Genomic DNA, 25622 nt, shown 5'->3' with positions numbered 1-25622 from the left:
CTTTATGTAAAAAGATAAAAGAAGGGCTCATGCCTTTTCGGCACAGCCCTCCGGTTATTATTGTTCGAGCGGAACAACCGCGTCGTGCAGCAGCGTATTTAACCACTCAGTGTGTTTTTCTTTCGTTTCGTCATTCCATTGGAATCGGTCGCTCATGTAATCAATCACGGCCGTTTTATACGTTTGCACCCATTTGATGTCGAAGAACAGTCTTCCCGTTCTGCGGACGAAGAAATCGGCAGGTGTCGCAGCCATTTCTTCTTCGATGCTGTAAGCCGCTTCCGCCAGAATGTGAACCGGAATCTGGCGTTTTTCCGCTTCGTCTTTCAGACCTTCAATCCGGCTGAATACATTTTCAACGTTAGAGCCGTATCTGATGGCTAACTGCTTAGCGGTTTCCTGTGATAAACCGATTTTCAAGCCGTCTTTTGTCTTTGCTTCCACAAATGACTCGAAGTTTTTAGAGCCGCCGACATGTCCGCCGGAAATCGGCATCGTCTTCGTCTTGCAGCCGCCGAAGTCTTGGCCGCCCTCTTCTTTCAAGCGGTCGCGGACAAGGTCGACAATGTGCTCAGCCATTTTACGGTAGCCCGTCAGTTTTCCTCCGGCGATCGTAATCAGGCCTGATTGAGATGTCCAGATTTCATCTTTACGGGAGATCTCAGACGGGTCTTTCCCTTCTTCGTGAATAAGCGGTCTGAGGCCGGCCCAGCTTGATTCAATATCGTCCGCCGTAATGTTCAGTTCCGGGAACATATAATTGATGGAGCTGACGACATAATCGCGGTCCTGCACCGTCATGCGCGGGTGCTCAAGTTTTTGTTTGTAAACCGTATCGGTCGTACCCACGTATGTTTTTCCTTCACGCGGAATGGCGAACACCATCCGGCCGTCCGGCGTATCAAAGTACACCGCCTGTTTAAGCGGGAATACGGATTGGTCGAATACGAGATGGACCCCTTTTGTGTGCTGAAGATGTTTTCCGCTTTTGCTGTGGTCTTTTTCTCTCAGCTCGTCGACCCACGGACCTGTCGCATTGACGATTTTTTTGGCGTAAACTTTGTATTCCTTGCCTGACAGCAGATCTTCAATTAAAACGCCGACAACTTTTCCTTTTTCATAAAGCAGTTCTTTCACTTTAGAATAGTTGACAGGCTCCGCACCGAATTTAACGGCTTCTTTCATGACTTCAATCGTCAGTCTCGCATCGTCCGTCCGGTACTCTACATAATAGCCTCCGCCTTTTAAGCCGTCTTTTTTGACGAGCGGCTCTTTTTGCAGCGTTTCTTTAGCAGACAGCATGCTTCTGCGCTCTGATTTTTTTACTCCCGCTAAATAGTCATACACACGCAGGCCGATGGAAGTAGAGAATGAACCGAACGTGCCGCCTTTATGAAACGGCAGCAGCATCCATTCCGGCGTCGTGACGTGCGGGCCGTTTTCGTACACGATTGCACGTTCCTTACCGACTTCTGCAACCATTTTGACTTCAAATTGCTTCAGATAACGCAAACCGCCGTGGACAAGCTTTGTGGATCTGCTTGATGTGCCGGCCGCGAAATCCTGCATTTCGCTCAAAGCGACTTTCATTCCCCTTGAAGCAGCGTCAAGCGCCGTACCGGCACCCGTAATACCTCCCCCTATAATAAACAGATCGTATGTTTTTTTAGTCATGTCTTCCAGCATATGATCCCGTTCCAAACTTGAAAATTGGTGATTCATCATTACGTTTCCTCCTTGTTGTCACGGTATAGAAAAAGAGACCACAACAGCCAAAGCGCAGTTATCACTTTGGTGCTGTGGTCTCTCCTCATCTCAGGACCGTTCCTATTAACTTGTTTTCAGTATACCACATTTTTATCTTATTTAAAAGCCATAGCTGCATTTACTGCTTTTTTCCATCCGCCGTACAATTCATCGCGTTTTTCATCTTCCATTTCCGGTTTGAATTGCTTATCAAGGTTCCATTGATCAGCGATTTCAGTGCTGTCCTTCCAGTAGCCGACAGCGATTCCGGCCAAATACGCGGCACCGAGCGCCGTCGTTTCATTAATTTCCGGACGTTCGACCGGCACATCAAGCAAGTCGCTCTGGAACTGCATGAGGAAGTTATTTTTTACCGCTCCGCCGTCTACACGCAATGTTTTTAAAGAGATGCCTGAATCAGCCTCCATGGCATCAAGCACATCTTTCGCCTGATAAGCGAGAGATTCAAGCGTAGCCCGGATAAAATGCTCCTTCGTCGTTCCGCGTGTCAGGCCGAAAACTGAGCCGCGCACGTCACTGTCCCAGTACGGTGTGCCTAATCCGACGAAAGCGGGCACGACATAAACACCGTCAGCGGAATCCACACGCTCTGCGTATGTCTCGCTTTCTTTTGAATCTTGGAACATCCGCATGCCGTCTCTCAGCCATTGGATGGCAGAACCTGCGACAAAGATGCTTCCTTCCAGTGCATACTCGACTTTTCCGTCTAATCCCCAGGCGATTGTCGTCAGAAGGCCGTGATCAGAAGTGATGGCTTTTTCTCCGGTATTCATCAGCATAAAGCAGCCTGTGCCGTATGTGTTTTTCCCCATGCCTTCTTCAAAGCACGCCTGACCGAACAGCGCAGACTGCTGGTCTCCGGCCGCTCCCGCAATCGGAATGTTTTTACCGAAGAAATGATAATCAACCGTTTTCGCGTACACATGAGAAGACGGTTTCACTTCCGGCAGCATTGATTTCGGCACGCCTAAAATATCAAGCAGCTCGTCATCCCATTTTAATTCATGTATATTAAACATCAGCGTTCTTGAAGCGTTGGAATAATCCGTTACGTGCGCCGCCCCTCCGGACATTTTCCAGATGAGCCATGAATCAATCGTTCCGAACAGAAGATTTCCGTTTTCCGCTTTTTCCCGCGCGCCTTCTACATTGTCAAGAATCCATTTGACTTTCGTTCCTGAGAAATAAGGGTCGATCAAAAGTCCCGTTTTTTCTCTGAATGTATCATTATATCCTTTTTCACGAAGCTCTTCGCAAATGCCGGATGTTTGTCTCGATTGCCACACAATCGCATTGTATACCGGCTTTCCGGTATCTTTATCCCATACGACCGTCGTTTCCCTTTGGTTCGTGATGCCGATGCCGGCAATTTGATCAGCGCTGATTCCGGACTCGGAGATCACAGTCGCGATAACGGCGAGCACCGTTCCCCAGATTTCGTTCGCATTGTGCTCCACCCAGCCCGGCTGAGGGAAATGCTGTGTGAATTCCTTTTGAGCGGAATGCACGATTTTTCCTTCTTTATTAAAAAGAATCGCTCTTGAACTTGTTGTGCCTTGGTCAATTGATAAAATATAGGTCTCCATGATGCCGCTCTCCTTTTTAAATATATTCAGAATTTGATAATGTTTTCTGTGATTGAGATTTCTTGGTATAAATATAGAGTATGAAAAGCACTACAACCATTATAACGCTTACAAACCAAAAGCTAGGTGTCACATTTCCTTTAAACGCGGCATTGTAAAATACGCCGCCGAACGCACCGCCCATGATCGGACCGACTACGGGAATCCAGGCATATTTCCAATTTGACGGCCCTTTTTTCGGAATCGGCAGAAAGGCGTGAGCGATTCTCGGCCCCAAATCCCGCGCAGGGTTGATCGCATATCCGGTCGTCCCTCCAAGAGAAATCCCGATAGCAACGATGAGGAATCCGACAATCAGCGGGTTCAGCCCTTTTGTAAATTCATTCGCTCCGATTGCCAAAATGCCGAGCACAAGCACAAACGTACCAATGACTTCACTTATCATATTCCCAAATGTATGAGGAATACTCGGGCCGGTCGAGAAAACGCCCAGTTTAGCGGCCGGATCATCCGTCGCCTTCCAATGCGGCAGATAATGAAGGAACACAACAACCGCACCGATCATTGCTCCGATCATCTGTCCTGCAATATAAACAGGGACCTCTTTCCAAGGAAAGCTGCCTTCAAGCGCAAGGCCTATCGTTAAAGCCGGATTCAAGTGGGCGCCGCTGATGCTGCCGACGGCATATGCCGCCATGGCTACTCCCAATCCCCAGCCGAATACAATAACAATCCATCCGGATTGGTATGAAAGCGATTTCTTTAAATTGACTCCCGCACAAACGCCGCCGCCGAAAATAACAAGCAGCATTGTACCGATTACTTCTCCCCAAAATGCTGTCATCATCATTCCTCCTAAATGACATAATAGCAGGTTTGACAGAGTTATAGAGAATAAAAAACCCACAACAAACCGCTTTACGCTTTATTGCTTCCGTAAAGAGCTGTTGTGGGTCTCCGGGTCTCCATCACATAGTATTAACCTAGGTCTATTGTAACAATGGGTGTAAGCGGTGTCAATCTTTTTTTGTCATAGAATGTTCATATTTAGCCCATAGGTCGGTGTCTGAAGTCGTCACGGCCGTGGCTCCTGCCTGCAAGGCGTTTTCAACGTCCTGCTCCGTGCGGATGAAGCCGCCGGCAAAAATCGGAATCCCTGTCATTTCTTTAATTTCTCTGATTAAAGTCGGAACGATGCCCGGGAGAACCTCGATAAAGTCAGGCTTATGCTTTCCGACGAATTCCATGCTTTTCTCCATGGCGCTCGTATCCAAGAGAAACAGACGCTGGATCGCGTATATTTTCTTTTGTTTCGCTTTGACGATGACTGATGATCTCGTCGAAATGATGCCGGCGGGCCTGATGTCCTGACAAATGAACTCCGCACCGTATTCGTCATGCTTAATGCCGTGAATTAAATCGACGTGAACCATCAGAAGTTTACCGTGTTTTTTCGCTTCATTCACGACACCTTTTAATTGACCGAGGTGGATATCTAAAATGACGCCGTATAAGAACGGACTTTCTAAAAATGCATCGAATTGCTTCATGTTCCGGATTGCCGGTAGAATCTGCTGGTTGTGAAAACTCATGTTTTACTCCTTTACATTAAAAATCAATGCTCAGCACGCTTTCCTTGACGGTCGAAATGATGAAAGAGAGCTCCTCGTCCGACAGGCAAAAAGGCGGAGACAGCTGAATGACATTATTATATCCCGCTACAGTATCCCCATTTTTCCCGACAAGCAGGCCTTTTTCTCTGCACGCGGTGATGACGTGCTGCACAAGGGCGGCATCAGCGGGTTCCTTCGTGATTTTGTCCTTGACGAGCTCAATGCCGGCAAGAAGGCCCTTGCCCCGTACATCTCCGACCGCCGGATGTTCTCTGAGCGGCTCAAGCTCACGGAGCAGCCTTTCTCCAAGCTCCCGGGAGCGGGCGATCAGATTTTCGTCCTCCATCAATTGCAGGTTTTTCAAGGCCAGGGCGCAGGCTGCCGGATTGCCTCCGAATGTATTCACGTGCCGGAAGCGGCCGTACGGCTCACCGCCCGAATACGCCTCAAAAATCTCCCGTTTTACTGCCGTTGCCGACAGCGGCAGATAAGCGCTCGTAATGCCTTTTGCCATTGTGACGATGTCCGGTGAAACGCCGTAATGCTGAAATCCGAACGGCTCTCCCGTGCGGCCGAAACCGCAAATAACTTCATCACTGATCAGAAGCGCGCCGTGGCGGCGGCAAATGTCCTCTACCTTTGCCATATACCCGTCCGGGGGCATCAGTATCCCTCCGCCTGTAATAATCGGTTCCATAATAACGCCGGCAATCGTTTCGCTTAACTCCCACGTCATGATCCGGTCGATGTCATGCGCGCTTTCCAATGTGACGGCATCGCCGGGATTCCGATAAAGATCAGGCGGCGCCGCGTGCAAAAAACCTTGTGAGAGCGGCTCATATTTATACTTTCTCTGCGCCTGGCCGGTAGCGGCGAGCGCCCCCATCGTATTGCCGTGATAGCCTCTGTACCGGGAGATGAATTTGAAGCGGCTGTGATCGCCGTTTTCAATGTGGTATTGGCGGGCAATTTTGAACGCGGTTTCATTTGCTTCCGATCCGCTGTTGGAAAAGAAGATTACATAATCGCCGCCGAGCCATTCATTCAATTTTTCCGCAAGCTCAATCGCGGGTTGATGGCTTTGGGTCAGCGGATAATAAGGAAGCTCCTTCAATTGGCTGTAAGCCGCATCGGCAAGTTCCTTTCTGCCGTATCCGATATTGACGCACCACAGGCCTGACATGCCGTCCAAATACCGTCTGCCGTCAATATCCGTAACCCAGGCGCCTTCCCCTTTTTGGACGATTATGCTGTCATCCGGCTCCGCCCCTTTCATCGCGTGCCAAATCAGCTCTTTATCCTTTTGTTTGAGTGACTGATTTTTTTGTACATGTTCCACACCGCTCATCTCCCTTTCAATATCATTGCACTGTATCGAAAGCTGCCCGGCTTCTGACGCCGATTCTCTTGGTGAAGTATTCCTCTTAATAAGAATATAAAGGCGCGGCATGGGCGAGTCAATAAAGCGGCGGCAATTAAAAAAACGCTTTCTCCCAGAAAGCGAAAGGGCTACAAGAGCATATCCCGAAACCGGGGCCGGTGCAAGTGTTTTTATAAAAAAACCCGCCCCTTAAGCGGAGCGGGCGTTTTTTTATTTCAGATGCGTAATCCGGTAAATATCTTTGCGCCGATCTTTCAGCTGGCGCACGGTTCCGTTTTCACGCTGCCTTCTTAAGATTTCAAGGTCCACGTCCCCGATCACGACCATTTCGATATTCGGATTCGTTTCACCGACGATTCCGTCTCTGGCAAATTCAAAATCAGACGGAGCAAAAATGGCTGACTGCGCGTATTGAATATCCATATTTTCTGTTTGCGGCAGGTTTCCGACCGTACCTGAGATGACGGTGTAAATTTGGTTTTCAACCGCTCTCGCCTGAGAGCAGTACCTTACGCGCAAGTAGCCTTGGCGGTCTTCAGTGCAGAACGGCGTAAAGATAATTTTCGCCCCTTGATCCGCTGCAATTCTCGCAAGCTCCGGAAATTCGATATCGTAACAGATCTGAATGGCGATCTTTCCGCAGTCCGTATCAAATACGCGCACCCTGTCTCCGGCGCTGATGCCCCACCATTTCCGCTCATTCGGCGTAATGTGAAGCTTATATTGTTTTTCAATCGTGCCGTCACGTCTGAATAAGTAGGCGATGTTATAAATTTTCCCCTCTTCTTCAACGAAGTGGGAGCCGCCGATGATGTTGACGTTATATTTCACCGCGAGATCTGTAAAGAGGCTGATATAGTCCTCGGTATATTCGGTAATCCTCTGAATGGCCAGACTCGGAGAACGCTCCTCGAGGAAAGACATCAGCTGCGTCGTGAAAATCTCCGGGAACACCGCGAAATCAGATCTCGCGTCTGAAGCCACATCGACATAATATTCAACCTGATTGGCAAATTCCTCGAAGGAGTAAATCTTTTTCATTTCATATTGAATGACGCAGATGCGCACCGGAAATGCCGATTTGTAATAGCGCTTCGACTGCGGCAGGTAATCGACATTGTTCCATTCCATTAATGTCGCATATTTAATGGACGCGGTGTCATCCGGGAGATAATTCGGATTGATCCGCATGAGCGTAAATCCGTTCATCAGCTGGAAAGAAAGCACCGGATCATAAATCTGATGGCGCGTCACCTGTTCGACATAGGCTCTCGCCGTCATTTCTTCCGCATACTTATGATAATTCGGAATCCGCCCGCCGATAATGATGCTTTTCAGATTCAATCGTCTCGCCAAGTCTTTTCTCGCCTCATACAGCCGGTGTCCGATTTTCATCCGTCTGTATTCCGGGTGAACCATTACCTCAATCCCGTACAGATTCAATCCGTCCGGGTTGTGGTTCGTGATATAACCGTCGTCTGTAATGTCCTGCCACGTGTGGCGGTCATCATATTCATCGAAATTGATGATCAGGCTTGAGCATGAACCGATAATTTCCCCTTCATACTCGGCGCAAAACTGACCTTCCGGAAAGTGCGCGAGATGGCTGATTAAATGCTCAGGCTCCCACGGCTCCATCCCCGGAAAACAATCCTTTTGCAGCTCAATAATTTTGTTGATATCTTTCTCTTCCATATTTCGGATGACCATTTTCTTTTCAAAACGGGTCAGATCAAGTTTCTCAGACAATGCTGCTTCCCCCTGCCGGTTCGTTTTGATCGTTCAATCGCTGTAAGAGTAATTCAAGTTCCATTTCCGCCATCGATTCCAGTCTGTGATCGTATTCTTCAAACAACAGGGCGCTTGTTACCTTATTCGGCACGATGACACATTTCATGCCGGCCCGTTTGGCTGCGATAGAGCCGTTGACCGAATCCTCAAAGGCCAGACATTCAGATGGTTCAACGCCTAAATGTTCCGCAGCTTTCAGATAGAGCTCCGGATTCGGCTTCACTTCTTCTACGTCGTCAGCCGTCTGAATCACTTCAAATTCATCAAACAGGCCTAATTCCTTCAGATGGCCCGATACCCATTTGAAATCTGAGCTGGACGCGAGCCCCACCTTCAATCCTAATTCTTTTGCCGCGGCTAAATAAGCTTCCACCCCGGGGCGCGCCGTTTCCGTCTTCATCCGCTGTTCGAAGCGCCCGCGCCTGATCGCCGTCAGTTCATCATGATCGAGCTTTCTTCCCAGCTGCTCCTCTAAATATGCGAACGGCTTAAACCCCGCGGCCGTTCCGATCACCTTTCCCCAGACGGATAAAGGCAATGTTGAACCGTGTTCCTCAAACATTTCCTGCAGCACTTCATATTCATGGGTTTCTGTATCTAAAATTAACCCGTCAAAATCAAAGATTAATGCTTTTATCAATGGTTACAGCTCCTTTAGCTAAACGTACTGACCTATGTATACACTATACCGTGAATTTCTTTCGCGTTCAAAATGTAACATTCTCACGGAAAGAAGAGCCTGCATGAGTGCAAGCTCTCTTCATCCGTTACTGTGTGTTTTGACTGGAAATATTGGAAAGAGCTGCTCCCGCAGACTCATTTGAACGCTGATCGACCGCTAAGTCTCCAAGCGCAACGATCCCGACCAGATGATTTTGATCGACAATGGGAAGGCGGCGGATTTGGTGTTGGGCCATCAGATGTGACGCCTCTTCAAGACTCATTTCCGGGTTTCCGGATACAACTGCAGAAGACATCACGTGTGAAACAGGTGTTTGGCCGTCGCGGCCTTGAGCCGTTGTTCTCAATGCGATATCACGGTCTGTCAGCATTCCTTTTAATTCCCCTCCGTCAACGACGGGAATTGCTCCGACATTATGCTGGTGCATCAGCGCAGCCGCTTCCTGAATCGTTTGATTGGGAGAAACGGTAGCCACGTGGGTAGTCATTGATTGTTTGATTGAACTCATTGTAAAGCACCCCTTTCGACATTTATTATGCTCGGGGATTTGTCTCATTATAAAGGGAGTTAGAGGAAAGAAATTGTGGTATCATGTCAAGGAAGCAAAAAAGAGCCTGTCAAAAGGCTCTTTATACCCGTCAGATCAGCCTTCTGCGACCGCAGGCTTCTGATCCGGCCCCTGTCTCGAAATCATCATAGGTAAAGGGAAAATTCATTCCGCATTCATTCAGCAAAGCGCAATTTTTATCAAACAGCGCCCGCTCTTTGACGTCATATACCGGGTGCGGCTTTGACAGCATGATATGTACCGTTTGCAGACAAGCCATAATTTGAAACGCTTCTTTTAAAGTTCCTTGGTAACGTTGGTTTTGTAATGATAATACGCCCCTTTTTTTAAAGCGCTGAATTTCCAGTTCGGAGAAATAAAGAGGAAAGACATTTTGAAACAATTCAGAGGAAAGCTCTTGTATCGCGCTTTCTTGTCCGTCAGTCGCTGCGTTCACAATTCTCACATCAATCACCTTTCTTGCCATGTGAATATCCTTAATCTTTATCAAGAATAGCATAGAAAAAAACGCGAAAGCTAAGGTAAGTGTTTCCTATTGAAACAGCCGCTTTCCGCTTGAAAAGGAGCTTTATGATATGAAACAAAATGACCGCGGTCTGGAATTCCTGATTACGGAAAAGCACGCCGGACAATGGCTGTTTTCAGTCCTGAAATCTGAATTCCAGGCGTCAAAACCCGTAATTACGGAATGGATGAACCAAGAAAGCATTCAGGTGAATCGAACATCCCCGAAAAACAACATCATACTGAAAACCGGAGATCGCTTATTCATTGATCTTCAGGAAAAAACAGGTTCTTCGGTGACTCCGGAATACGGAGAGCCGGACATTTTATTTGAGGACAATCATATGCTGATTGCAAATAAGCCGGCGGGAATGCCGACTCATCCAAATGAAGAGGGTCAGACCGGCACCCTCAGCAACCTGATCGCTTACCATTTTCAAATCAACGGCGAGCAGGCGAAAGTGCGCCACGTTCACCGTCTTGACCGTGACACGTCAGGCGCGGTCGTTTTCGCGAAACACCGCCTGGCCCATGCAATCCTTGACCGTCAGCTCGAAACCAAAACATTAAAACGCACCTATATCGCCGCGGCGGAAGGAAAAGTCACGCCGAAAAAAGGCACGGTTGACTCGCCGATCGGACGCGACAGGTCACATTCCGTCAGACGGCGCGTCTCACCCGGCGGACAAGCCGCCGTCACCCATTACAAAGTGAAAGGCTATCATCCCGGTGCGCAGCTTACATTGGCAGAGCTTGAACTGGAAACCGGGAGAACACATCAAATCAGGGTTCATATGGCAAGCATCGGCCATCCGTTGGCGGGCGATGACCTGTACGGAGGAAGCAGGACGCTGTTTCACAGGCAGGCGCTTCACGCAAAAAAAGTCAGTGTCGTCCATCCGATCTCAGGAGAAGAAATCGTTGCCGAGGCGCCGATGCCGGCTGATCTGGCTCATTTTACCGAAACGTATTTTTCTTAAACCGGGTCGGCATATATAATATATCGTTTCGGCGCATTTCCAATGTAAGAAAACGGATAGCAAGTGGTCAGGATCAGTTCCTCCCGCTTGTGCTGAAGGGTGATGACAGATGTATCATCCCGGCTGACGATTTTTGTACGGCTGATTTTATAAGAAAACGTGCCGTAAGACAAAATCACGTTCAGTCTGTCTCCTTTTTTCAGTTCGCCGGTCCGGCGGAACACCGTGTCCCTGTGGCCGGATAACACAATTTGGCCGTGATCGCCCGGATAATAGCTGTCCTTATAATGTCCGACGCCTTTTGCTAAATCATCTGCGTCAGTCCCTTCGACGATCGGGAGCTCAGCGTCGATTTCAGGGATTTCTAAAATGCCGCTTGCCTCACCCGTTTCGGGGTGAAATTCTTTTTTGCGCTGTGTCAGCACAGCGCTTTTTGTTTCGTTCTTTTCCAATACAGGTTCTGTTGCTTTTTTTGCTTCTTCAAGCGATTGGTTCGTTTTCATATGTGAATCAATGATCTTCCAGCTTCCGTAACATGTGATGATGATACCGGCGATGATGACGAGAAGCGGAATATGTTTCAGTTTGTTCATCGTGTGCGGGTTCCCCTTTTCTTTCTGAAAAGCCAATATACGCCGGCACCCGTGATCACCAGGCCGGCCAATGCCGTCTGATGGCTGCCCGCTGAAGTATCAGGCAATGGGCGGCCTTTTTGTGTGCCGCTTTCAGTCTGTTTTGTGCTTTGTTCCGAATTTGCGGCAGACGCCGGACGGGATTCGGGAATTGACTGCACTGTATCAGATGCTGTTTCTTCTACGACAGGACGTTCAGGTTTTTTGGTTTGATCAGGCTGTTCTGCTGCATCCGGTTTTTTAGCGGGTTTTTCCGCTTGAGGTTTTTCTCCTTTATCAGGCCTGGTACCGCCCGGTGTTTCCCCGCTTCCCGGCTGATTGCCAGTGTCATCAGGTGTTTCGGCGGCTGATGCCGTGCGGATTCGGCCGTCGGTTTGATAAGAAATCGGCGCGGAAAAGCTTTTGACATAGTCTACTGTCGCTTCCAAATCCTCAGGCCCCGTCACCGGATTCTTGCCGAGTTTCCCGATCGGACCGTATTTTGCCCCCGCTGCCGTTGCCATAAATTGATTGACTGTTACTGTATATCCTTTTTCGGGCTGTATGTCTGTCCCGTCCGCCATCTTCATATCAACCGCTTGTCCGGTTTCCGGGTTCCATGTATAGGAAAATCCGCTGATGCTGTAATCCGGACCGTACACCGGAGAAATTTGCGCGTTAATGATCTCCCGCAAATCTTTTCCTTTGATTTCAAGCTTCGTCAGCACATTGCCGAACGGCTGTACATTATAAAGGTCTCCCCATGTAATCGTCCCTTTTTTTATGCCGTCCCGGATGCCTCCTCCATTCATAAGCGCAAAATCGGATTTCATCTTCGCTTTCATACCGTCGGCAATCAGATTTCCGAGCGCCGTGTCGCCGTCATTTGAATACCCGCCCGTTATATCATGGGCCGCTTCCCCGACTGCTTCGCTGATAATCGGTTTCACTTTCTCTTCATATTTGCTTAATATGCCTGCCGCAGCCGGGTCAGGCTTGATTTTGCTTTGATCGATATATTGGATTTCCGCTGATTTTTTCACGATATCCTTCGACTCTTTATCAAGTTCAAGATCGGCGATTCCGATTGCTTTTCCGTATTCAAATGCCTGCACGATCAGCTTGCCGTTGATTTCTCCGTTTACGACTTTATGATTGTGCGCGGCGAAAATCACATCAATCTCTGAGTCTGTTCCGCTTGCAAGCTTTGCGGATTCTCCCGTGATAGCTGAGCCATTTTGTTCAGCAGACATATGGGCGAGCACGGCTATTGCTTTAATTCCTTTTTTCTTCAGGTCAGCGGCGGCGTCATTGACGGCCTTTACCTCATCTGTAAACGTAATATTTTTAATTCCGTCCGGGATGACCATGCCTGCCGCCGATCTGGTTACAACCCCGATAAATGCGACCGGAATTCCGGAAACGTATTTAATTTCATACGGCGGCAGAAAGGACTCCCCTGACTTCAGTTTACAGTTGGCGCAGACGAGCGGGAAATTTTGTCCGTCATAACCGCTTGTCCCCTTACCGTCCGGATGATCTCCTCCATTGATGATCCGTTTAAGCTCATTCGTTCCTTCATCGAATTCGTGATTGCCGACAGTTCCGACATCAAAACCGATGTCTTCCATCAATTCTACTGTCGGTTCATCCTGAAAAAGGGCTGACACGGGAGAGCTGCCCCCGATCATATCGCCCGCATGCACGACAAAGGCGTGTTCTTTCTCGGCTTTCGCCTTTTTAATGTACGCTGCGGCGTAGTCCATCCGCCCGAACGTGCCATCCGGTTTACCGTCTCCGTTAAGGTCAAGCTCATATTGCTGATCAATTTTTCCGTGCAGATCATTCATACTGATGATTCTGAGCGGGACACGGCCGGAGTCTTCAGTCTGCTGTTCTTTATAGGCCTTATCTGTTTTAGCTTCATTCAGTGAGCCGGCTTGTCCGATTGCTTCCGCATCTTTCACACTGAACATCAAAAAACAAACCGTCAGCAAACAGCACGAAAGACGCATACCCCTTTTTTTCTTCATTCATTTCCCCCCTGTCTTCTAAGAAATACGTTAGCTTATTTTCTTAAAAATCACATCACTTTTTTGTAAAGATTGTCTTCGCTGGCGCAAAATAGTAAATAATCCCCACGTAACGAAACAGGACTTGATGTATAACGGATCGGCTTTTTTCACATCTTAATGATGATTTGACATGAAGGAGGAAAACAACCAGTGGAACAGCAGCAGAATCAGCAGCAGCCGCCAGTAAATCAAGGGATCCCGGGTTCACCGCAAGTGAATCACGGAGGACATGAGCTTTTCGATATGCATGAAGTGCTGGCCGGAACAGTCGGCGTTTTGGATCAATTTATGATGCTCAGACAGTTTATACAGGATCAGCAGCTGGCCGACATCCTTGACCGCCAGTATCAATTCATTCTCGGACTCTATAATCTGACGGCAGAATGCTTTAAGACCGGCCAAAAGCCTTCTCAGGAAACGTCGACATATATGATGAAGGAACAGAACCAGGCCGTCTACGGTATAAAACCGACTCAGCCGAAAAAACCGAATCAATCATTAAATGATGTCAAAGATCTCGGGATCAGCGGCCATATGCTCGGCCTGATTAAAGCTCAAGCTTCTCTCTTGACGATGAGCTCGCTTGAAATGACCAATCCCGTCACTAGAAGAGTGCTCTCCGCCCAAATTCAGCAATATGTCGAAATGGCGTATGAAATCTTCTTATACCAAAACAAACACGGTTATTATCAGGTTCCTCAGCTCAATGCACAAGATATGCAGACCATGCTGAATTCATTTGCACCGGCCCAGGGACAGCCGCAAATGCCTCCGATTAAAGGACAAATGGGACAGCAGCAGCAAAACCTCCATTGAATAAAAACGGCGTTGGAAACCTGACTCTCCAACGCCGTTTTCTTTTTTTCATATGCTTTTATGAAATCATGTTCAAATCGTTTCAGGCTTTCTTTCGTAGCCGCTTCAAAGCCTTTTTCAAAATCCTGTGTTTCGGCGGTTTTGTTGATAATGGTTAAGATAATGCCTTCTCCGAATGTGTCGGTTAAGTCCTTTATCATATAGAAGCTTTGCAAATAGACATCCGTTTCATATTCCATACGCGATTTCTGCCATTTTCGGTCGGTCGTTAATTGATCAAACGGCACGACGGAAAATGCAATCGGATCAATGACTACATCATAATGCGCGACCCACTCGCTCAGCCCCTCATGAAACCAAAGCGGAAATACAGACGTATCCGTCCCCAATTGCCGCGTTTTTTGATGAAACGCGTAGTGTGTATATTCATGTATAATCAATTGCTTATACATGAAAACGGCCAGCTCATCTTTTTTCAAAAGCTGTTTTTTCTCTTCAGGCAAAAGCCCCATCATCTGCTCCTGTTCTGAATAAAAACCGACTACATTTTTCAATCCTGAATATTGCTCCATTTCAGCTTCATCCGAAAAGAAAATGAGTTCTAGCGGCGCTGCACCTTTATAGCCGACAATGATTTGATTGATACGCTTTGCGTGGTCCAGCGTAAGCTTGGTCAGATCCAAGAGCGGCTTTTCATCCGCCGTATAGTAAATCGCTGTATGTTTGTAAATTTCTTTATTCATGTGTTCAGTCACTTGTTCCTTCGTCGGAACAGAGCGGCTGTTTTGGCCTGACAGGACGTACATCATACTTACTGAAACGGCTGAACTGACAGCCAATATGACAAGGACTCCGCACAGGATCAGAGTGAATGCCGCCCGTTTCCCCATGCCGTCACGCAAACAAGCTCCCCTCCCCGATCCTTTCATTTTCATCTCATTCTTTACTTTATGCTCAGGAGCGCTGGGTCGTGACGGCAGATAAAATAAAAAAGCCGCAGCAAATGCGGCTTTTCCATTCATTTATTTATTGGGGTTTGGGAATACACGCTGCACCATTTGACCGAATTCATCAAACAGACCGGATACAGGATGTCCGTTTTGGATTCGTTTTCCGTAGCCTTGCATGCGTTCAACGAAGTCCGGGTTCGCTGATACATATACAGTCCGGACATGTTTATCGGCTGATTTTACCTTATCGGTAATCTTATTTTTCAAATGGTTGGCGATGGCGCCTTTTTGCCCGTTTGTCAAAACAACGGCAACATATGCGCTGTTTCCGGCAACGATCACAGTCGCATTTTTAACCTCTTTTAAATCAGTCACCTTGTCGGCGGCCTTATCAGCCACTCTCAGGTTACGATTGTCATTGTGATCGGTGTTTTGGTTATGACGGTTCACTGTATTCATATTTGTCGCACCGTCGTTAGGCGTGTTGCGGTAATTTACATTCTGGGTGCGGTTGTCATTTCGTTTTCCTTCTCCTTGGTTCCCCATACTGCACCCTGCGGTAATCAGCATCGGCAGAAGAAGGGCAGAGATAACTGCTTGCTTTTTTATCATGTGAATTCCTCCTTTCTCACTTTACGTATAGGTTTTTCTATTCGGCGGGATTTATGCACGCCGTTTGCATCCTGAGCGGTTTGGATAAATATCAGAAGGAAAGGGAAAGGTAAGCGTAATCAATTGAATGAGGAGGGATTTAACTTGTTCAGAAAAAAAAGCGGTATCAGCCCGACAGCGCTGCTGATCGGATCATCGATTCTGATTGCAGCTTTATCACCCGAAATCCGCCGGAAAATCTCCGGAATGGTTTCAGGCAGAATGCAGCATAAAGATGGCACACACTCCATGCAGCCTGCTGACCTGATTCAACAGGCGTTCGGCGGGGAATCCGGCGGACAGCAGCACGCAGACAAAGCCCGGCATTCACAAACCGGCTCATTGCAGCCTGCCGAGCTGATCAAACAAGCTTTCGGCGGGGAATCCGGCGGACAGCAGCACACGGACAAAGCCCGGCATTCACAAACCGGCTCATTGCAGCCTGCCGAGCTGATCAAACAGGCGTTCGGCGGGGAATCCGGCGGACAGCAGCATGAGCAGACTTCCCGCAATCACTCCGGCTCATCCCATACGGACGGACAGGCAGACCGCAGCCGCAGTAAAGAAACTTCGCCGAAGCCTCACTATACCGAGCCGATTCACTTCGAAGAAAGCGCGGTGAATGTTTTAAATGACAGCACCGTGATGAATATGCTGGAAGAAATTGAACCCGGAAATCATTAGAAACGAAAAAATCCTTCATTCGTTCAACGATGAAGGATTTTTCGTTTTAGTGCTATCTGCTTTTTTATTAAGCTTCTTCAGTTTCAATGACGATTGTGGAATCATTGTACACCGCGGTATCGGTTTCCTTCGTCATTTTACTTGTTAACAGCCCTGCGGTCATACTGCCGCTGACATTTAAGGCGGTGCGCCCCATGTCAATTAACGGCTCAATTGAAATGAGCAGCCCGGCAAGCGCGACAGGCATGTTCAAAGCGGATAGGACGAGCAGAGCCGCAAATGTCGCGCCGCCTCCCACGCCTGCTACACCGAATGAACTGATTGCCACGATGGCGATGACGGAGATGATAAATCCCGGTTCAAACGGGTTTTGTCCTACTGTCGGCGCAATCATCATCGCGAGCATCGCCGGGTAAATGCCGGCACAGCCGTTTTGACCGATCGATAAGCCGAATGAACCGGCGAAGTTCGCAATTCCTTCCGGGACGCCCATGCTTTTTTGTGTTTTAATATTAAGCGGCAAAGCCCCTGCGCTTGAACGGGACGTAAACGCAAACACCATAACCGGAAATGCTTTTTTCACGTATGTGATCGGATTTAAACCGCTGAACGTGATCAGCAGCAAGTGAATGATAAACATGGCGATAAGCGCGGCGTATGAAGCGATCACAAACATCCCCAGTTTCGCAATGCTGTCGATGTCGCTTGTCGCGATCGTTTTGGTCATAATCGCCAATACCCCGTAAGGCGTCAGTCTTAAAATTAATGTCACGACGCGCATAATAATCGCGTAAACCGCATCGACAATTCCGCTGAATGTCGCTGCGTGCTCCGGCTGCTTCCGTTTCACGCCCAGAAAAGCGATGCCGAGGAAAGCGGCGAAAATAACGACTCCGATAGTGGAAGTCGGTCTGGCTCCCGTGAAATCAAGAAACGGATTCCCCGGCAGAAGCTCAACGATTTGCTGAGGCAGCGTTTTGGCCGTCATATCCTCAGATTTTTGCTGCAGCTCCTGACCCCTTGATAACTCAGTGCTCCCCTGGTCGATATGAACGGCTTTCAGATCAAAGGAAAGCGCCGAAACAATTCCGACTGCCGCGGCAATTGCTGTCGTAGCAATCAAAATTCCGATGATCAGTCCGCTGATTTTCCCGATGTTATGGGTCAGTTTCAGCTTCGTAAATGCGCCGAGAATAGAAATAAAGACTAGCGGCATGACGATCATCTGAAGCAATTTGACATAACCGCCGCCGGCGATATTAAACCAATCGGCCGTTTGTGTCACGACGTGTGAGGCCGGCCCGTAAATCAATTGCAGCGCAAAACCGAATACAATGCCTAATCCGAGTGCGGTAAAGACACGTTTAGAAAAGGAAACGTGTTTTTTTTGCATCACAAACAGACCTGCTATAAACAAAAACAAAATAAAAACATGTAAGATTACAAATAAATTCTCCAAAACAGGTAAACACTCCCTTGCTCATTATCCTTAAACACTATATTACATCAATTCCGATCGGTCAAGTAAGAATTGACAATATATGTATTTTTATTGATTTTTCTCTTTTCTTTCCATCCTTTCTTTAGTAACTTATATAAGGGTGATTGTTATGCTGAAGGAACTGTTTCTTAATTTGACGATTTTAATCACATTTAATTATCTCTTCACCGTTCTTTTTAAAGAGTCGCTTTCACATAAAGAAGACCGTCCGATGTTTCAATTACTGAAGGGGACGGTCTGCGGGCTTTTAGGGGTTTTTCTGATTGCTTTCGGCTTTTCTTACTCCGATTCCATCATTGATCTCAGAAATATCCCCATTATCATCGCCGCTCTTTACGGAGGCTGGGTGTCTACAGCAGCTGCCTTTATCATTATCGTGGCAGGCCGTATCCTGATCAATTTCAATGCCAGCGCCATTTATTCTATCGCCGCAGTCGGCATGATTGCGATACTTTCTGTGGCCGTATTCAGAGGAAAAAAGCCGAATCACAAAAATGCGTTCGTTATGCTGCTCTTTTCAAATGTTATTATCACCCTGACGCTGCTGTTACTTATGCCTGAACAGCCTGCCGGGGCCCTCGTTTATTTTTGGCTCATTTCTACCTTGGGCGGAATGCTGTCGCTGTATATCATTAAACACGAAGCCGATGCCCGCCTTTTGTTCAAGCAATACAAGTTTCAAGCGAATTATGATTTTCTGACGGGGATTTTTAATAAGAGAAAATTCGAGGAAGTCTCACGCGTTCTGTACGATCGGGCGTCTCAATCCCCCTCGTCTCAGCTCGCGCTTATTTATTTGGATATTGATCACTTTAAGCAGATCAATGACCAATACGGCCATTATGAAGGGGACCAAGTGCTGAAGGAACTGGGGGCGCGCCTGAGGTTCTTACTCAGCAGTTCTGATCCGTCAGCCCGCATCGGCGGGGAAGAATTTGCCGTGCTTATGCCCAATTGCACGTATACAAAAGGGCTTCACCTCGCAGAAGAAATCAGGCACACGATTGACGCGAACCCGATTCTGCTGACGAGCGGAGATACAATTCCCGTGACCGTTTCCCTCGGCATCGCGCATTATCCGACAAATACATCGGACCCTCAGACATTGCCCCTGATCGCGGACCGGATGCTGTACAAAGCGAAAACATCAGGGCGCAATCAAGTGTGCAGCACTGAAAAAAAAGAATGATCGCCTGAAGAGGAAATCATTCTTTCTTTTCAGTGAGAAAGCCGCCCCTCAGGAAAACAGGAATCAGGCTGCCCTTATATTCTTTTTCAATAAACGCCGCGGTATCATCTGATTGATACAAAGACAGGAGTTTTTGCATCCGTTCATCATCTTTATCCTCAGCTCTGACGGCGATCAGATGAATATACGCTTCCTTCATTTGCGCCGATCGGATCAGCGCGTCCTTCTCCGCATGAAATCCTGCTCTTTTCGCCTCGCTTTGACTGAGAACTGCTGCGTCAGCATGTTCCGCCGCCTGATATGCGTTCTTTTTTGTTTCCGTTTTTAATGTCAGATGCTTCGGGTTGTCCTTGATCATATCAGTTGAACCCGTACCGGTGAATCCCTTTTTCAATGTCATCAGTCCGGCCTCCTGCATGAGAAAAAGCGCCCTGCCGAAGGCCGCCGCTTCACCAGGCACGGCAATGACCGCTCCGTCCGGTATATCCTTCAGCCGTTTATGTTGCTTGGAATACACCCCCAGCGATGCCGCATATGTCGTTCCTAAAGGAGCCAGCTTCTTTTTCACATGAGGCGGCAAAGATTCAAAATAAGAAACGGATTGAAACGCATTGGCGTCGAGATCCCCGCCGGCAAGCGCCAAAACGGCCTCGGCATAATCCGAAAACGTTACCAAAGAAAGATGCAATCCTTTCTCACCGGCTTTTTTCGCGACAAACTCCCAGATCGATTGATCAGATTCATTGATTCCGATAGTAATTGTCCGGTTCCTGTCAGGATAATGGCATGAAGTAAGTGATATGATCAAAATGATAAGAAACAGACTGTTTATAAGCCGCAGGTTCAAGTTGACCTACTCCCTATCTATTTTTATGTACAGAGGCTGCACCATGGTATTCGGGCTCATGATTACATACAATACCGATTTAAAAAAGGGTTGTCAATTGCTTCCTTAAGAGGCTGCAAAGCGGTTTTTATCAGCTGAAAATGGGCTGTTCTAGTCTCAAATCAGATTTCCGTACCAGAGCGTTCTCCTCTTAAAACATGTTATTTCGAAAAAAGTTACATTTAGCAGTTGTTTTTTCTTCGAATTACTGGTAGAGTAAAGGTAATTATTTTTGTTCGAACTATCTTTAAGAAGAAAGTTTTGTAAGAGTTTTCGTCTTGGAAGTTTGTTTTAGAGCAAGAATAGTGAATTTAAGCGTTATGTCGCTTTAGGAGGAAATTTCATGTTAGAAGGTAAAGTAAAATGGTTCAACTCTGAAAAAGGATTCGGATTCATCGAAGTAGAAGGTCAAGACGATGTATTCGTTCACTTCTCTGCTATTCAAGGCGAAGGCTTCAAAACTTTAGAAGAAGGCCAATCTGTTTCTTTCGAAATCGTTGAAGGAAACCGCGGACCACAAGCTGCTAACGTAACAAAAGCATAAATTGTTTAAAAACCCTGCCGGTGTACGCCGGCAGGGTTTTTTTCATCTAAAACGAAAAGCTGTTTTGCAAAGGCAAAACAGCTTTTTTATATCAGGTGGCAATATCGCGTTTTAAGAAGACGCCGAATGCGAGCGCCAGAAAAATAACGAAGTAAATCACAAGCATCACAACCGAAAATGTCATCGTCATCCCCTCTACTAAAGGAGTCCCGTTCATATATTGCGACAAATCCGTATTGGCGAATAAAATATATTTGGTCCATTCAAATTTCGTGGCAAGAAATACAGTCGCCGTGTTCCCCATAACCAATAGAAAAATAGAAAATCCGACCGCTAATGAGCTGTTCCGGAATACCGCAGACAGCATAAACGCCATCGTCGCAAGCATAAAAGCGGAGACAGATTCATAGACATATGTTTTAGCGAGGAAAGCGATGATATTTTGCTCAAAAACATGGCCGTCTTTGTATACGAGATGAACATCAGCCGCAGTATCTCCCCCTGTACCGAAAAAGACCAATCCCAGCAGAGCGGAGCCGGCAAATAAAATCACAAGCATCAGCAGTCCGAACAGCAGCACCGTCATATATTTAGATAGCAAAATCTGAAAACGGCTGAGCGGACGGATGGCAAGCAGCTTGATCGTGCCCCAGTTGAACTCATTCGCCACGATGCCTGCGGCAATGATAATCGTAAACAGCCCGGTCAAAACCGTCATCATCGAAGAATCAGCTACGTATGACCACACTGTGTACCCTGTATCCTCAGGGATGTTATGATCCATACGGTATTGATTGATCGCGACATTCTGTTTCAGGTTATCAATGAGCGTCTGGTTTCCGGTTTCCTTCATCTGCTGTTTCATTTCTTTGTTTTCGGCCTGGAGCTCCTGTTTCCAATTCGGATTGGCTTCGCTCGAGGTGAAATGGTTTGACAGAAGCGCAAAACCGATCATCGAAACGCCTAAAATTACAATCATAGCCCACGTGCCGACGCGGCTGAAAATTTTTATCCATTCATTATAGATCAGCTTAAACATATTGAACCTCCTCTTTCGTCCCGCCGGTAATCTCCAAGAAACGGTCTTCCAAAGATTTTGTCATGATTTTCACTTCATATAAGCGGATGTTTTCACGGACGAGCAGTGATATCACATCAGGCACTTCCTGTTTTGACAGCTTGATCTCAATGCCGTTTGTCTTCTTCGCACAGTCAAACTGACTCAGAACGGCCAGAGCCTCTTCTCTTTGTTCAATATGGAAGAAGTATGTATCTTTATCCTCTTTTCCTTCATCCCTTACTTTTTGAATATCGACAAGCTCCCCTTTTTGCAGAATGCCGATTCGGTCGCACATTAACTCCATTTCTGACAGCAGATGGCTTGAGACGATGACAGCCATTCCTTTTTCACGTGTCAGCTTTTTCAGATGGTCCCTGATTTCCCTGATGCCCGCGGGATCAAGGCCGTTTGTCGGTTCATCCAGAATCAGCACCTTAGGATTATGCAGCAGGCTTTGGGCGAGGCCGAGACGCTGTCTCATTCCGAGAGAGTAGGTTTTTACTTTGTCATGTATTCTGTCCTGCAACCCGACGAGCTCGATGACCTCATCTATTTTTTCTTTCGTAACGCCTTTTACCATCCTTGCGTACTGCTGTAAATTTTTATAGCCGCTCAGGAATTTGTACAGCTCCGGGTTTTCCACGATGGCTCCGACGTGCCTGACCGCTTTTGCATAGTTTTTCGTAATGGATTCCCCGCAGATTACGATGTCTCCCTGAGACAGTTTCATTAATCCGACCATCATTCTGATCGTAGTGGTTTTCCCCGCTCCGTTCGGCCCTAGAAACCCAAACACTTCGCCCGCCCGGACGGAGAAGCTCAGATCATGAATAATCGTTCGTCCTTTTATCGTTTTCTTTACCTGTTGCAGTTCTAATACCGTTTCCAATTAGAATCCCCCTTCTATTTCGTGCGCCTGCATGACGCTTCTGTACCATTGCAGCACGGACATTCCTTCCTGTTCCCGAATTTCTTCGACCTCGCGCCGTTCAGCGATTTTCCCTTTTATGAAAACCATCACTTCGTCTAACAGCGTCTCAATCTCGCCGATCTCATGCGTGGCGATGACGACGATCTGGCTGTCAAAATCAATATAAGATACGAGACTGTTGACAATCGATTCTCTGACAGCCGGATCAAGACCTGAAAACGGCTCATCCAGCAGAATGACGGATGCTTTTCTCGACAGGGCCAAAACGATTTTCAGCCTGCCCCGGCTGCCTTTGGACAGCTCTTTTATCTTCTGCTTCGCTGAAAGATTCATTTCCGTTAATAGGTTATGTGCTTTTTCCAGCTGAAAATCCGGGAATTGCGAATGATAAAATGTGAGCATATCACCGACGGTCGTCCGGGCGAAAAACATATCATGTTCGGTTAAATAAGCCGTACGAAACAGCATATTCCTGCTTACTGCGCAGTCTCCGATCCGGACGGCGCCCGAGGTCGGGAACGCAAGCCCGGCAAGCATTTTAAGCGTTGTTGATTTACCGCTTCCGTTCGGCCCTAAAATTCCGTAGATTTTACCCGGAGACAATGAAAATGATACATCGCTGACCGCGAGCCTGCGGCCGTATTTTTTTGTTACGCGTTCAAAATCAAGATTCATCGTTTGCTTCCTCCGCATATTGTTTGATCCCGTCGATCATTTCCTCAGGAGATAACCCCAGCTCCGCCATTTCCTGAATAAAGCGTTTGAAAACGTCTTTAGTCAGCCTGTCTTTCAGCTCCGCTTTCAGATCGGACCTTTCCGCTATAAAGGTTCCCTGTCCTCTTCTCGTCTCCACGATCCCCAGCCTTTCCATTTCACTGTACGTTCTTTGTATCGTATTCGGATTCACTTTCATCTGTACAGCCATCTCCCTTACGGACGGCAGTTTGTTCCCCGGTGAAAGCTCACTTCGGATCAGCCGGTAATATACACGATCGGCAATCTGCAGATAAATCGGCTTGGATGACTGAAATTCATTCTCCATCATTACACCTCAACCTTTCGATTCAGCAGCATAGAGGCCAGCGCGAGACAGAGCGCCGCAAGCACGATCACTGCCAGGAAGCTGAAAAGCGAGATGTGGACGGCCATCAGCTCCACCGTCCAGCCGGTCAATTTTGTATAGTGAAAATCAAAATCCGCATACACTTTTACCGGCCATAAATCATGTTGAGATGAAGTGAATGGCGTAATGATTTTATCGTCAATATAGGTCCAGACAAACGCAAGCACGATGCAGATCACCCACCGGAGGACGGGAACATGTTTTAATGAGTGAAAAACAGTCCAAAATACGGCCACGATCACAGATAAATACGCTGAACTGATCAGCAGGTAAGCATTCAGTCCGGTTAATGTGCCGGCCAGGGGAATGGTGTGTTCCAGCGCTCCTTTTGCAGAAAGCATCCGGTACATCCAAATGCCGTAACCGGTCAGCGCCAGCTGCCCGATCAACTGATACAGCAGTGAGGCCGTCAGCTTGGAAGCCAGCAGATAAAATCCTCCATTCGGATTGTAAAGCCACAGCTGATTTTTTCCTTCTTTATGAAGGTGATAGTACATAAAAAGCGGCGCTACAAGAAATTGAAAAAACCCCATTGCCGTAAAAAAGCCGAAAATGACGAGCGGTTCTTTCTGACGGGCAGCGATGACGTGGGCTGCAAACGCCCAGCAAATCATGCCGCAAAGCCACACCGCGAGCCAAATCCATGAAACTTTCGCATCTTTTTTCAGCAAACCTAAAAACGATGTCATTCTTTCTCTCTCCATTCGGATCAAGTGTATGAGTAACATAGTACACTAGATCATCACGTATTACAATATCTTCAATAAAAAAAAAGACAAATCCGCTCTTACGCAGATTTGCCTTTCCAATTACTTCTTTTTGTTTTTTAAGGAGAGCAGCGCATCACGATAGCTGCTATCCTGCATTTTGCCGCCGCTATCAGGATCGTTTGGTTCCTGATCCGTCTCAGAAGTCTTAAACTTCTGAAGCGCCTGACGGTACACATCATCGCCCATTGTATTCTTTTTCTCACGGGGAGATTCAGATTTTACAACGACGGGAGCATGCTCGGCTGAGCGCTCCTCGGCCGGATCATGCTTTTCCGGCTGTTCGGCTGTAGTGCCGATCGCTTCTCTCTTTTCTTCTTTGACATCCTGTCCTGCAGAAGTGCTGCGGACATTGAATGTGATAAGAAGTGCAATCACAATGACAGCAGCAATAACCGCTATAATAATGGCCATATAACCCTCTCCTTACTGTCGTCCGGCAGTTAGATTACCTGTGACTTGGCTGACACGTCTGCCAAGCGCACGGCCTAATTGAAGGCCTTCTTCCGTCATCAGCACATCGCTGTCAACCGGGCATGTGACGCCCGCACCGTAGTAAGAGCCGTACAGCGCGTTTTCAGGAACGTTGCCGGGAAGTCCGACAACAATCATGCCTTGGTGAAACATAGGAGTGATCAGATTGTGCATTGTCATTTCTAATCCGCCATGTGTTGTCGCCGTCGTACAGAATACGGCGCCGACTTTATCAATCAGCTCGCCTTCAGCCCACAGATAGCCGAGTCTGTCGATCCACGCTTTTAAGCCTGAACTGATGGTGCCAAAGTGACCCGGACATCCCCAGATAATGGCATCCATGTCTTTCAGCTTGCGGATGTCTGCTTGATCGACATGATCGATCAGGACTTCAGCCTCAGCGTTTTCTCGCGCTCCTTCGGCAATGGCTTCAGCAAGGTGTTTTGTATGTTCGCCTTCACTATCGTACACTACGTAAATTTTCATTC

Annotated in this window: 27 protein-coding genes; 5 read left to right on the top strand and 22 right to left on the bottom strand. The window is 47.4% G+C overall.

The genetic code is table 11. From position 1 onward, the window contains the following. Nucleotides 1-57 precede the first annotated feature (57 nt). The 9 genes from glpD to NYE62_RS04705 form a co-directional block, all read right to left on the bottom strand. Complete coding sequence (gene glpD / locus NYE62_RS04745) at nt 58-1725, bottom strand: glycerol-3-phosphate dehydrogenase (protein WP_003155341.1); 1668 nt, start codon at nt 1723-1725, stop codon at nt 58-60. Between the two features lie 137 nt (nt 1726-1862). Then, nucleotides 1863-3353, bottom strand: a complete 1491-nt coding sequence (gene glpK, locus NYE62_RS04740) for a glycerol kinase GlpK (RefSeq protein ID WP_144664039.1) — start codon at nt 3351-3353, stop codon at nt 1863-1865. Nucleotides 3354-3369: 16 nt separating this feature from the next. Further along, on the bottom strand, nt 3370-4197 hold the full coding sequence (locus tag NYE62_RS04735) for an MIP/aquaporin family protein (RefSeq protein WP_032874243.1): 828 nt from the start codon (nt 4195-4197) through the stop codon (nt 3370-3372). 172 nt (nt 4198-4369) lie between these two features. Beyond that, entirely contained in the window at nt 4370-4945 is a 576-nt protein-coding gene (locus NYE62_RS04730; RefSeq protein ID WP_007409286.1) for a glycerol-3-phosphate responsive antiterminator, read from the bottom strand. 16 nt (nt 4946-4961) lie between these two features. Further along, nucleotides 4962-6314 carry an aspartate aminotransferase family protein gene (locus tag NYE62_RS04725; protein WP_099567264.1) on the bottom strand — a complete coding sequence of 451 codons (1353 nt, stop codon included), beginning with the start codon at nt 6312-6314 and terminating at the stop codon, nt 4962-4964. Nucleotides 6315-6557: 243 nt separating this feature from the next. After that, entirely contained in the window at nt 6558-8096 is a 1539-nt protein-coding gene (locus NYE62_RS04720) for a bifunctional GNAT family N-acetyltransferase/carbon-nitrogen hydrolase family protein (RefSeq protein ID WP_003155346.1), read from the bottom strand. Then, nucleotides 8089-8778 carry an HAD family hydrolase gene (locus tag NYE62_RS04715; RefSeq protein WP_003155347.1) on the bottom strand — a complete coding sequence of 230 codons (690 nt, stop codon included), beginning with the start codon at nt 8776-8778 and terminating at the stop codon, nt 8089-8091. The genes NYE62_RS04720 and NYE62_RS04715 overlap by 8 nt, the downstream gene beginning before the upstream one ends. A 127-nt stretch (nt 8779-8905) precedes the next feature. Beyond that, nucleotides 8906-9328 (bottom strand): CBS domain-containing protein, encoded by a 423-nt coding sequence (locus NYE62_RS04710; protein ID WP_007408449.1) that lies wholly within the window; start codon nt 9326-9328, stop codon nt 8906-8908. Nucleotides 9329-9458: 130 nt separating this feature from the next. Further along, nucleotides 9459-9854, bottom strand: a complete 396-nt coding sequence (locus NYE62_RS04705; RefSeq protein ID WP_029325982.1) for a DUF5365 family protein — start codon at nt 9852-9854, stop codon at nt 9459-9461. Between the two features lie 109 nt (nt 9855-9963). Here NYE62_RS04705 and NYE62_RS04700 point away from each other — a divergent pair, with 109 nt between their 5' ends. Continuing rightward, nucleotides 9964-10872: an RluA family pseudouridine synthase gene (locus tag NYE62_RS04700; RefSeq protein ID WP_042635004.1), complete on the top strand. Its 909-nt coding sequence runs from the start codon at nt 9964-9966 to the stop codon at nt 10870-10872. Here NYE62_RS04700 and NYE62_RS04695 read toward each other — a convergent pair. Together NYE62_RS04695 and NYE62_RS04690 are read right to left on the bottom strand one after the other, a co-directional pair. Then, nucleotides 10869-11465 (bottom strand): class D sortase, encoded by a 597-nt coding sequence (locus NYE62_RS04695; RefSeq protein WP_061581855.1) that lies wholly within the window; start codon nt 11463-11465, stop codon nt 10869-10871. The two genes, NYE62_RS04700 and NYE62_RS04695, sit on opposite strands and share 4 nt — an antisense overlap. Further along, complete coding sequence (locus NYE62_RS04690) at nt 11462-13516, bottom strand: 5'-nucleotidase C-terminal domain-containing protein (protein WP_144664036.1); 2055 nt, start codon at nt 13514-13516, stop codon at nt 11462-11464. Before NYE62_RS04690 ends, NYE62_RS04695 begins: the two co-directional genes overlap by 4 nt. Nucleotides 13517-13708: 192 nt before the next feature. Between NYE62_RS04690 and NYE62_RS04685 the strand changes: the two genes are divergently transcribed. Further along, nucleotides 13709-14374 carry a spore coat protein gene (locus tag NYE62_RS04685; RefSeq protein ID WP_007408445.1) on the top strand — a complete coding sequence of 222 codons (666 nt, stop codon included), beginning with the start codon at nt 13709-13711 and terminating at the stop codon, nt 14372-14374. Here the strand turns inward: NYE62_RS04685 and NYE62_RS04680 are convergent. Then, a complete protein-coding gene (locus tag NYE62_RS04680; protein ID WP_342497268.1) occupies nt 14257-15276 on the bottom strand; it encodes a hypothetical protein in 1020 nt (339 codons plus the stop codon). The genes NYE62_RS04685 and NYE62_RS04680 overlap by 118 nt on opposite strands. Before the next feature lie 120 nt (nt 15277-15396). Then, on the bottom strand, nt 15397-15936 hold the full coding sequence (locus NYE62_RS04675) for a YhcN/YlaJ family sporulation lipoprotein (protein ID WP_003155362.1): 540 nt from the start codon (nt 15934-15936) through the stop codon (nt 15397-15399). A gap of 144 nt (nt 15937-16080) precedes the next feature. On the opposite strand from NYE62_RS04675, the gene NYE62_RS04670 reads away from it, so the two are divergent. Further along, nucleotides 16081-16659 carry a hypothetical protein gene (locus NYE62_RS04670; RefSeq protein ID WP_225045698.1) on the top strand — a complete coding sequence of 193 codons (579 nt, stop codon included), beginning with the start codon at nt 16081-16083 and terminating at the stop codon, nt 16657-16659. A gap of 67 nt (nt 16660-16726) precedes the next feature. On the opposite strand, the gene NYE62_RS04665 is transcribed toward NYE62_RS04670, so the two are convergent. Next, nucleotides 16727-18118, bottom strand: a complete 1392-nt coding sequence (locus tag NYE62_RS04665; RefSeq protein ID WP_015239461.1) for an L-cystine transporter — start codon at nt 18116-18118, stop codon at nt 16727-16729. A gap of 151 nt (nt 18119-18269) precedes the next feature. Here NYE62_RS04665 and NYE62_RS04660 point away from each other — a divergent pair, with 151 nt between their 5' ends. Further along, the gene (locus NYE62_RS04660; RefSeq protein WP_015239460.1) at nt 18270-19349 is read left to right on the top strand and encodes a diguanylate cyclase; all 1080 of its coding nucleotides are present in this window, start codon (nt 18270-18272) and stop codon (nt 19347-19349) included. Between the two features lie 16 nt (nt 19350-19365). Here NYE62_RS04660 and NYE62_RS04655 read toward each other — a convergent pair whose 3' ends face one another. Then, nucleotides 19366-20196 carry a MetQ/NlpA family ABC transporter substrate-binding protein gene (locus tag NYE62_RS04655; protein WP_144664032.1) on the bottom strand — a complete coding sequence of 277 codons (831 nt, stop codon included), beginning with the start codon at nt 20194-20196 and terminating at the stop codon, nt 19366-19368. 382 nt (nt 20197-20578) lie between these two features. On the opposite strand from NYE62_RS04655, the gene cspB reads away from it, so the two are divergent. Further along, nucleotides 20579-20779, top strand: coding sequence for a cold shock-like protein CspB (gene cspB, locus NYE62_RS04650; protein WP_003155376.1), 201 nt, complete (start codon nt 20579-20581; stop codon nt 20777-20779). A gap of 91 nt (nt 20780-20870) precedes the next feature. On the opposite strand, the gene NYE62_RS04645 is transcribed toward cspB, so the two are convergent. The 7 genes from NYE62_RS04645 to NYE62_RS04615 all read right to left on the bottom strand — a co-directional run bounded on the left by NYE62_RS04645 (nt 20871) and on the right by NYE62_RS04615 (nt 25620). After that, nucleotides 20871-21818, bottom strand: a complete 948-nt coding sequence (locus tag NYE62_RS04645) for an ABC transporter permease (RefSeq protein WP_025284471.1) — start codon at nt 21816-21818, stop codon at nt 20871-20873. Further along, a complete protein-coding gene (locus NYE62_RS04640; protein ID WP_015239457.1) occupies nt 21811-22728 on the bottom strand; it encodes an ABC transporter ATP-binding protein in 918 nt (305 codons plus the stop codon). Before NYE62_RS04640 ends, NYE62_RS04645 begins: the two co-directional genes overlap by 8 nt. Further along, on the bottom strand, nt 22729-23445 hold the full coding sequence (locus NYE62_RS04635) for an ABC transporter ATP-binding protein (protein ID WP_025284469.1): 717 nt from the start codon (nt 23443-23445) through the stop codon (nt 22729-22731). Beyond that, a complete protein-coding gene (locus NYE62_RS04630) occupies nt 23435-23812 on the bottom strand; it encodes a GntR family transcriptional regulator (RefSeq protein WP_144664199.1) in 378 nt (125 codons plus the stop codon). The genes NYE62_RS04635 and NYE62_RS04630 overlap by 11 nt, the downstream gene beginning before the upstream one ends. A 2-nt stretch (nt 23813-23814) precedes the next feature. Beyond that, on the bottom strand, nt 23815-24582 hold the full coding sequence (locus NYE62_RS04625; RefSeq protein ID WP_144664031.1) for a hypothetical protein: 768 nt from the start codon (nt 24580-24582) through the stop codon (nt 23815-23817). 120 nt (nt 24583-24702) lie between these two features. Then, nucleotides 24703-25074 carry a hypothetical protein gene (locus tag NYE62_RS04620; protein WP_003155385.1) on the bottom strand — a complete coding sequence of 124 codons (372 nt, stop codon included), beginning with the start codon at nt 25072-25074 and terminating at the stop codon, nt 24703-24705. A gap of 12 nt (nt 25075-25086) precedes the next feature. After that, nucleotides 25087-25620, bottom strand: a complete 534-nt coding sequence (locus tag NYE62_RS04615; RefSeq protein WP_003155386.1) for an NAD(P)H-dependent oxidoreductase — start codon at nt 25618-25620, stop codon at nt 25087-25089. Nucleotides 25621-25622 lie beyond the last annotated feature (2 nt).

The sequence above is a fragment of the Bacillus sp. FSL K6-2861 genome, assembly GCF_038630725.1.
GTDB classification, from domain to species: Bacteria; Bacillota; Bacilli; order Bacillales; family Bacillaceae; genus Bacillus; species Bacillus velezensis.
This window is presented reverse-complemented; position numbering and strand designations above follow the sequence as displayed.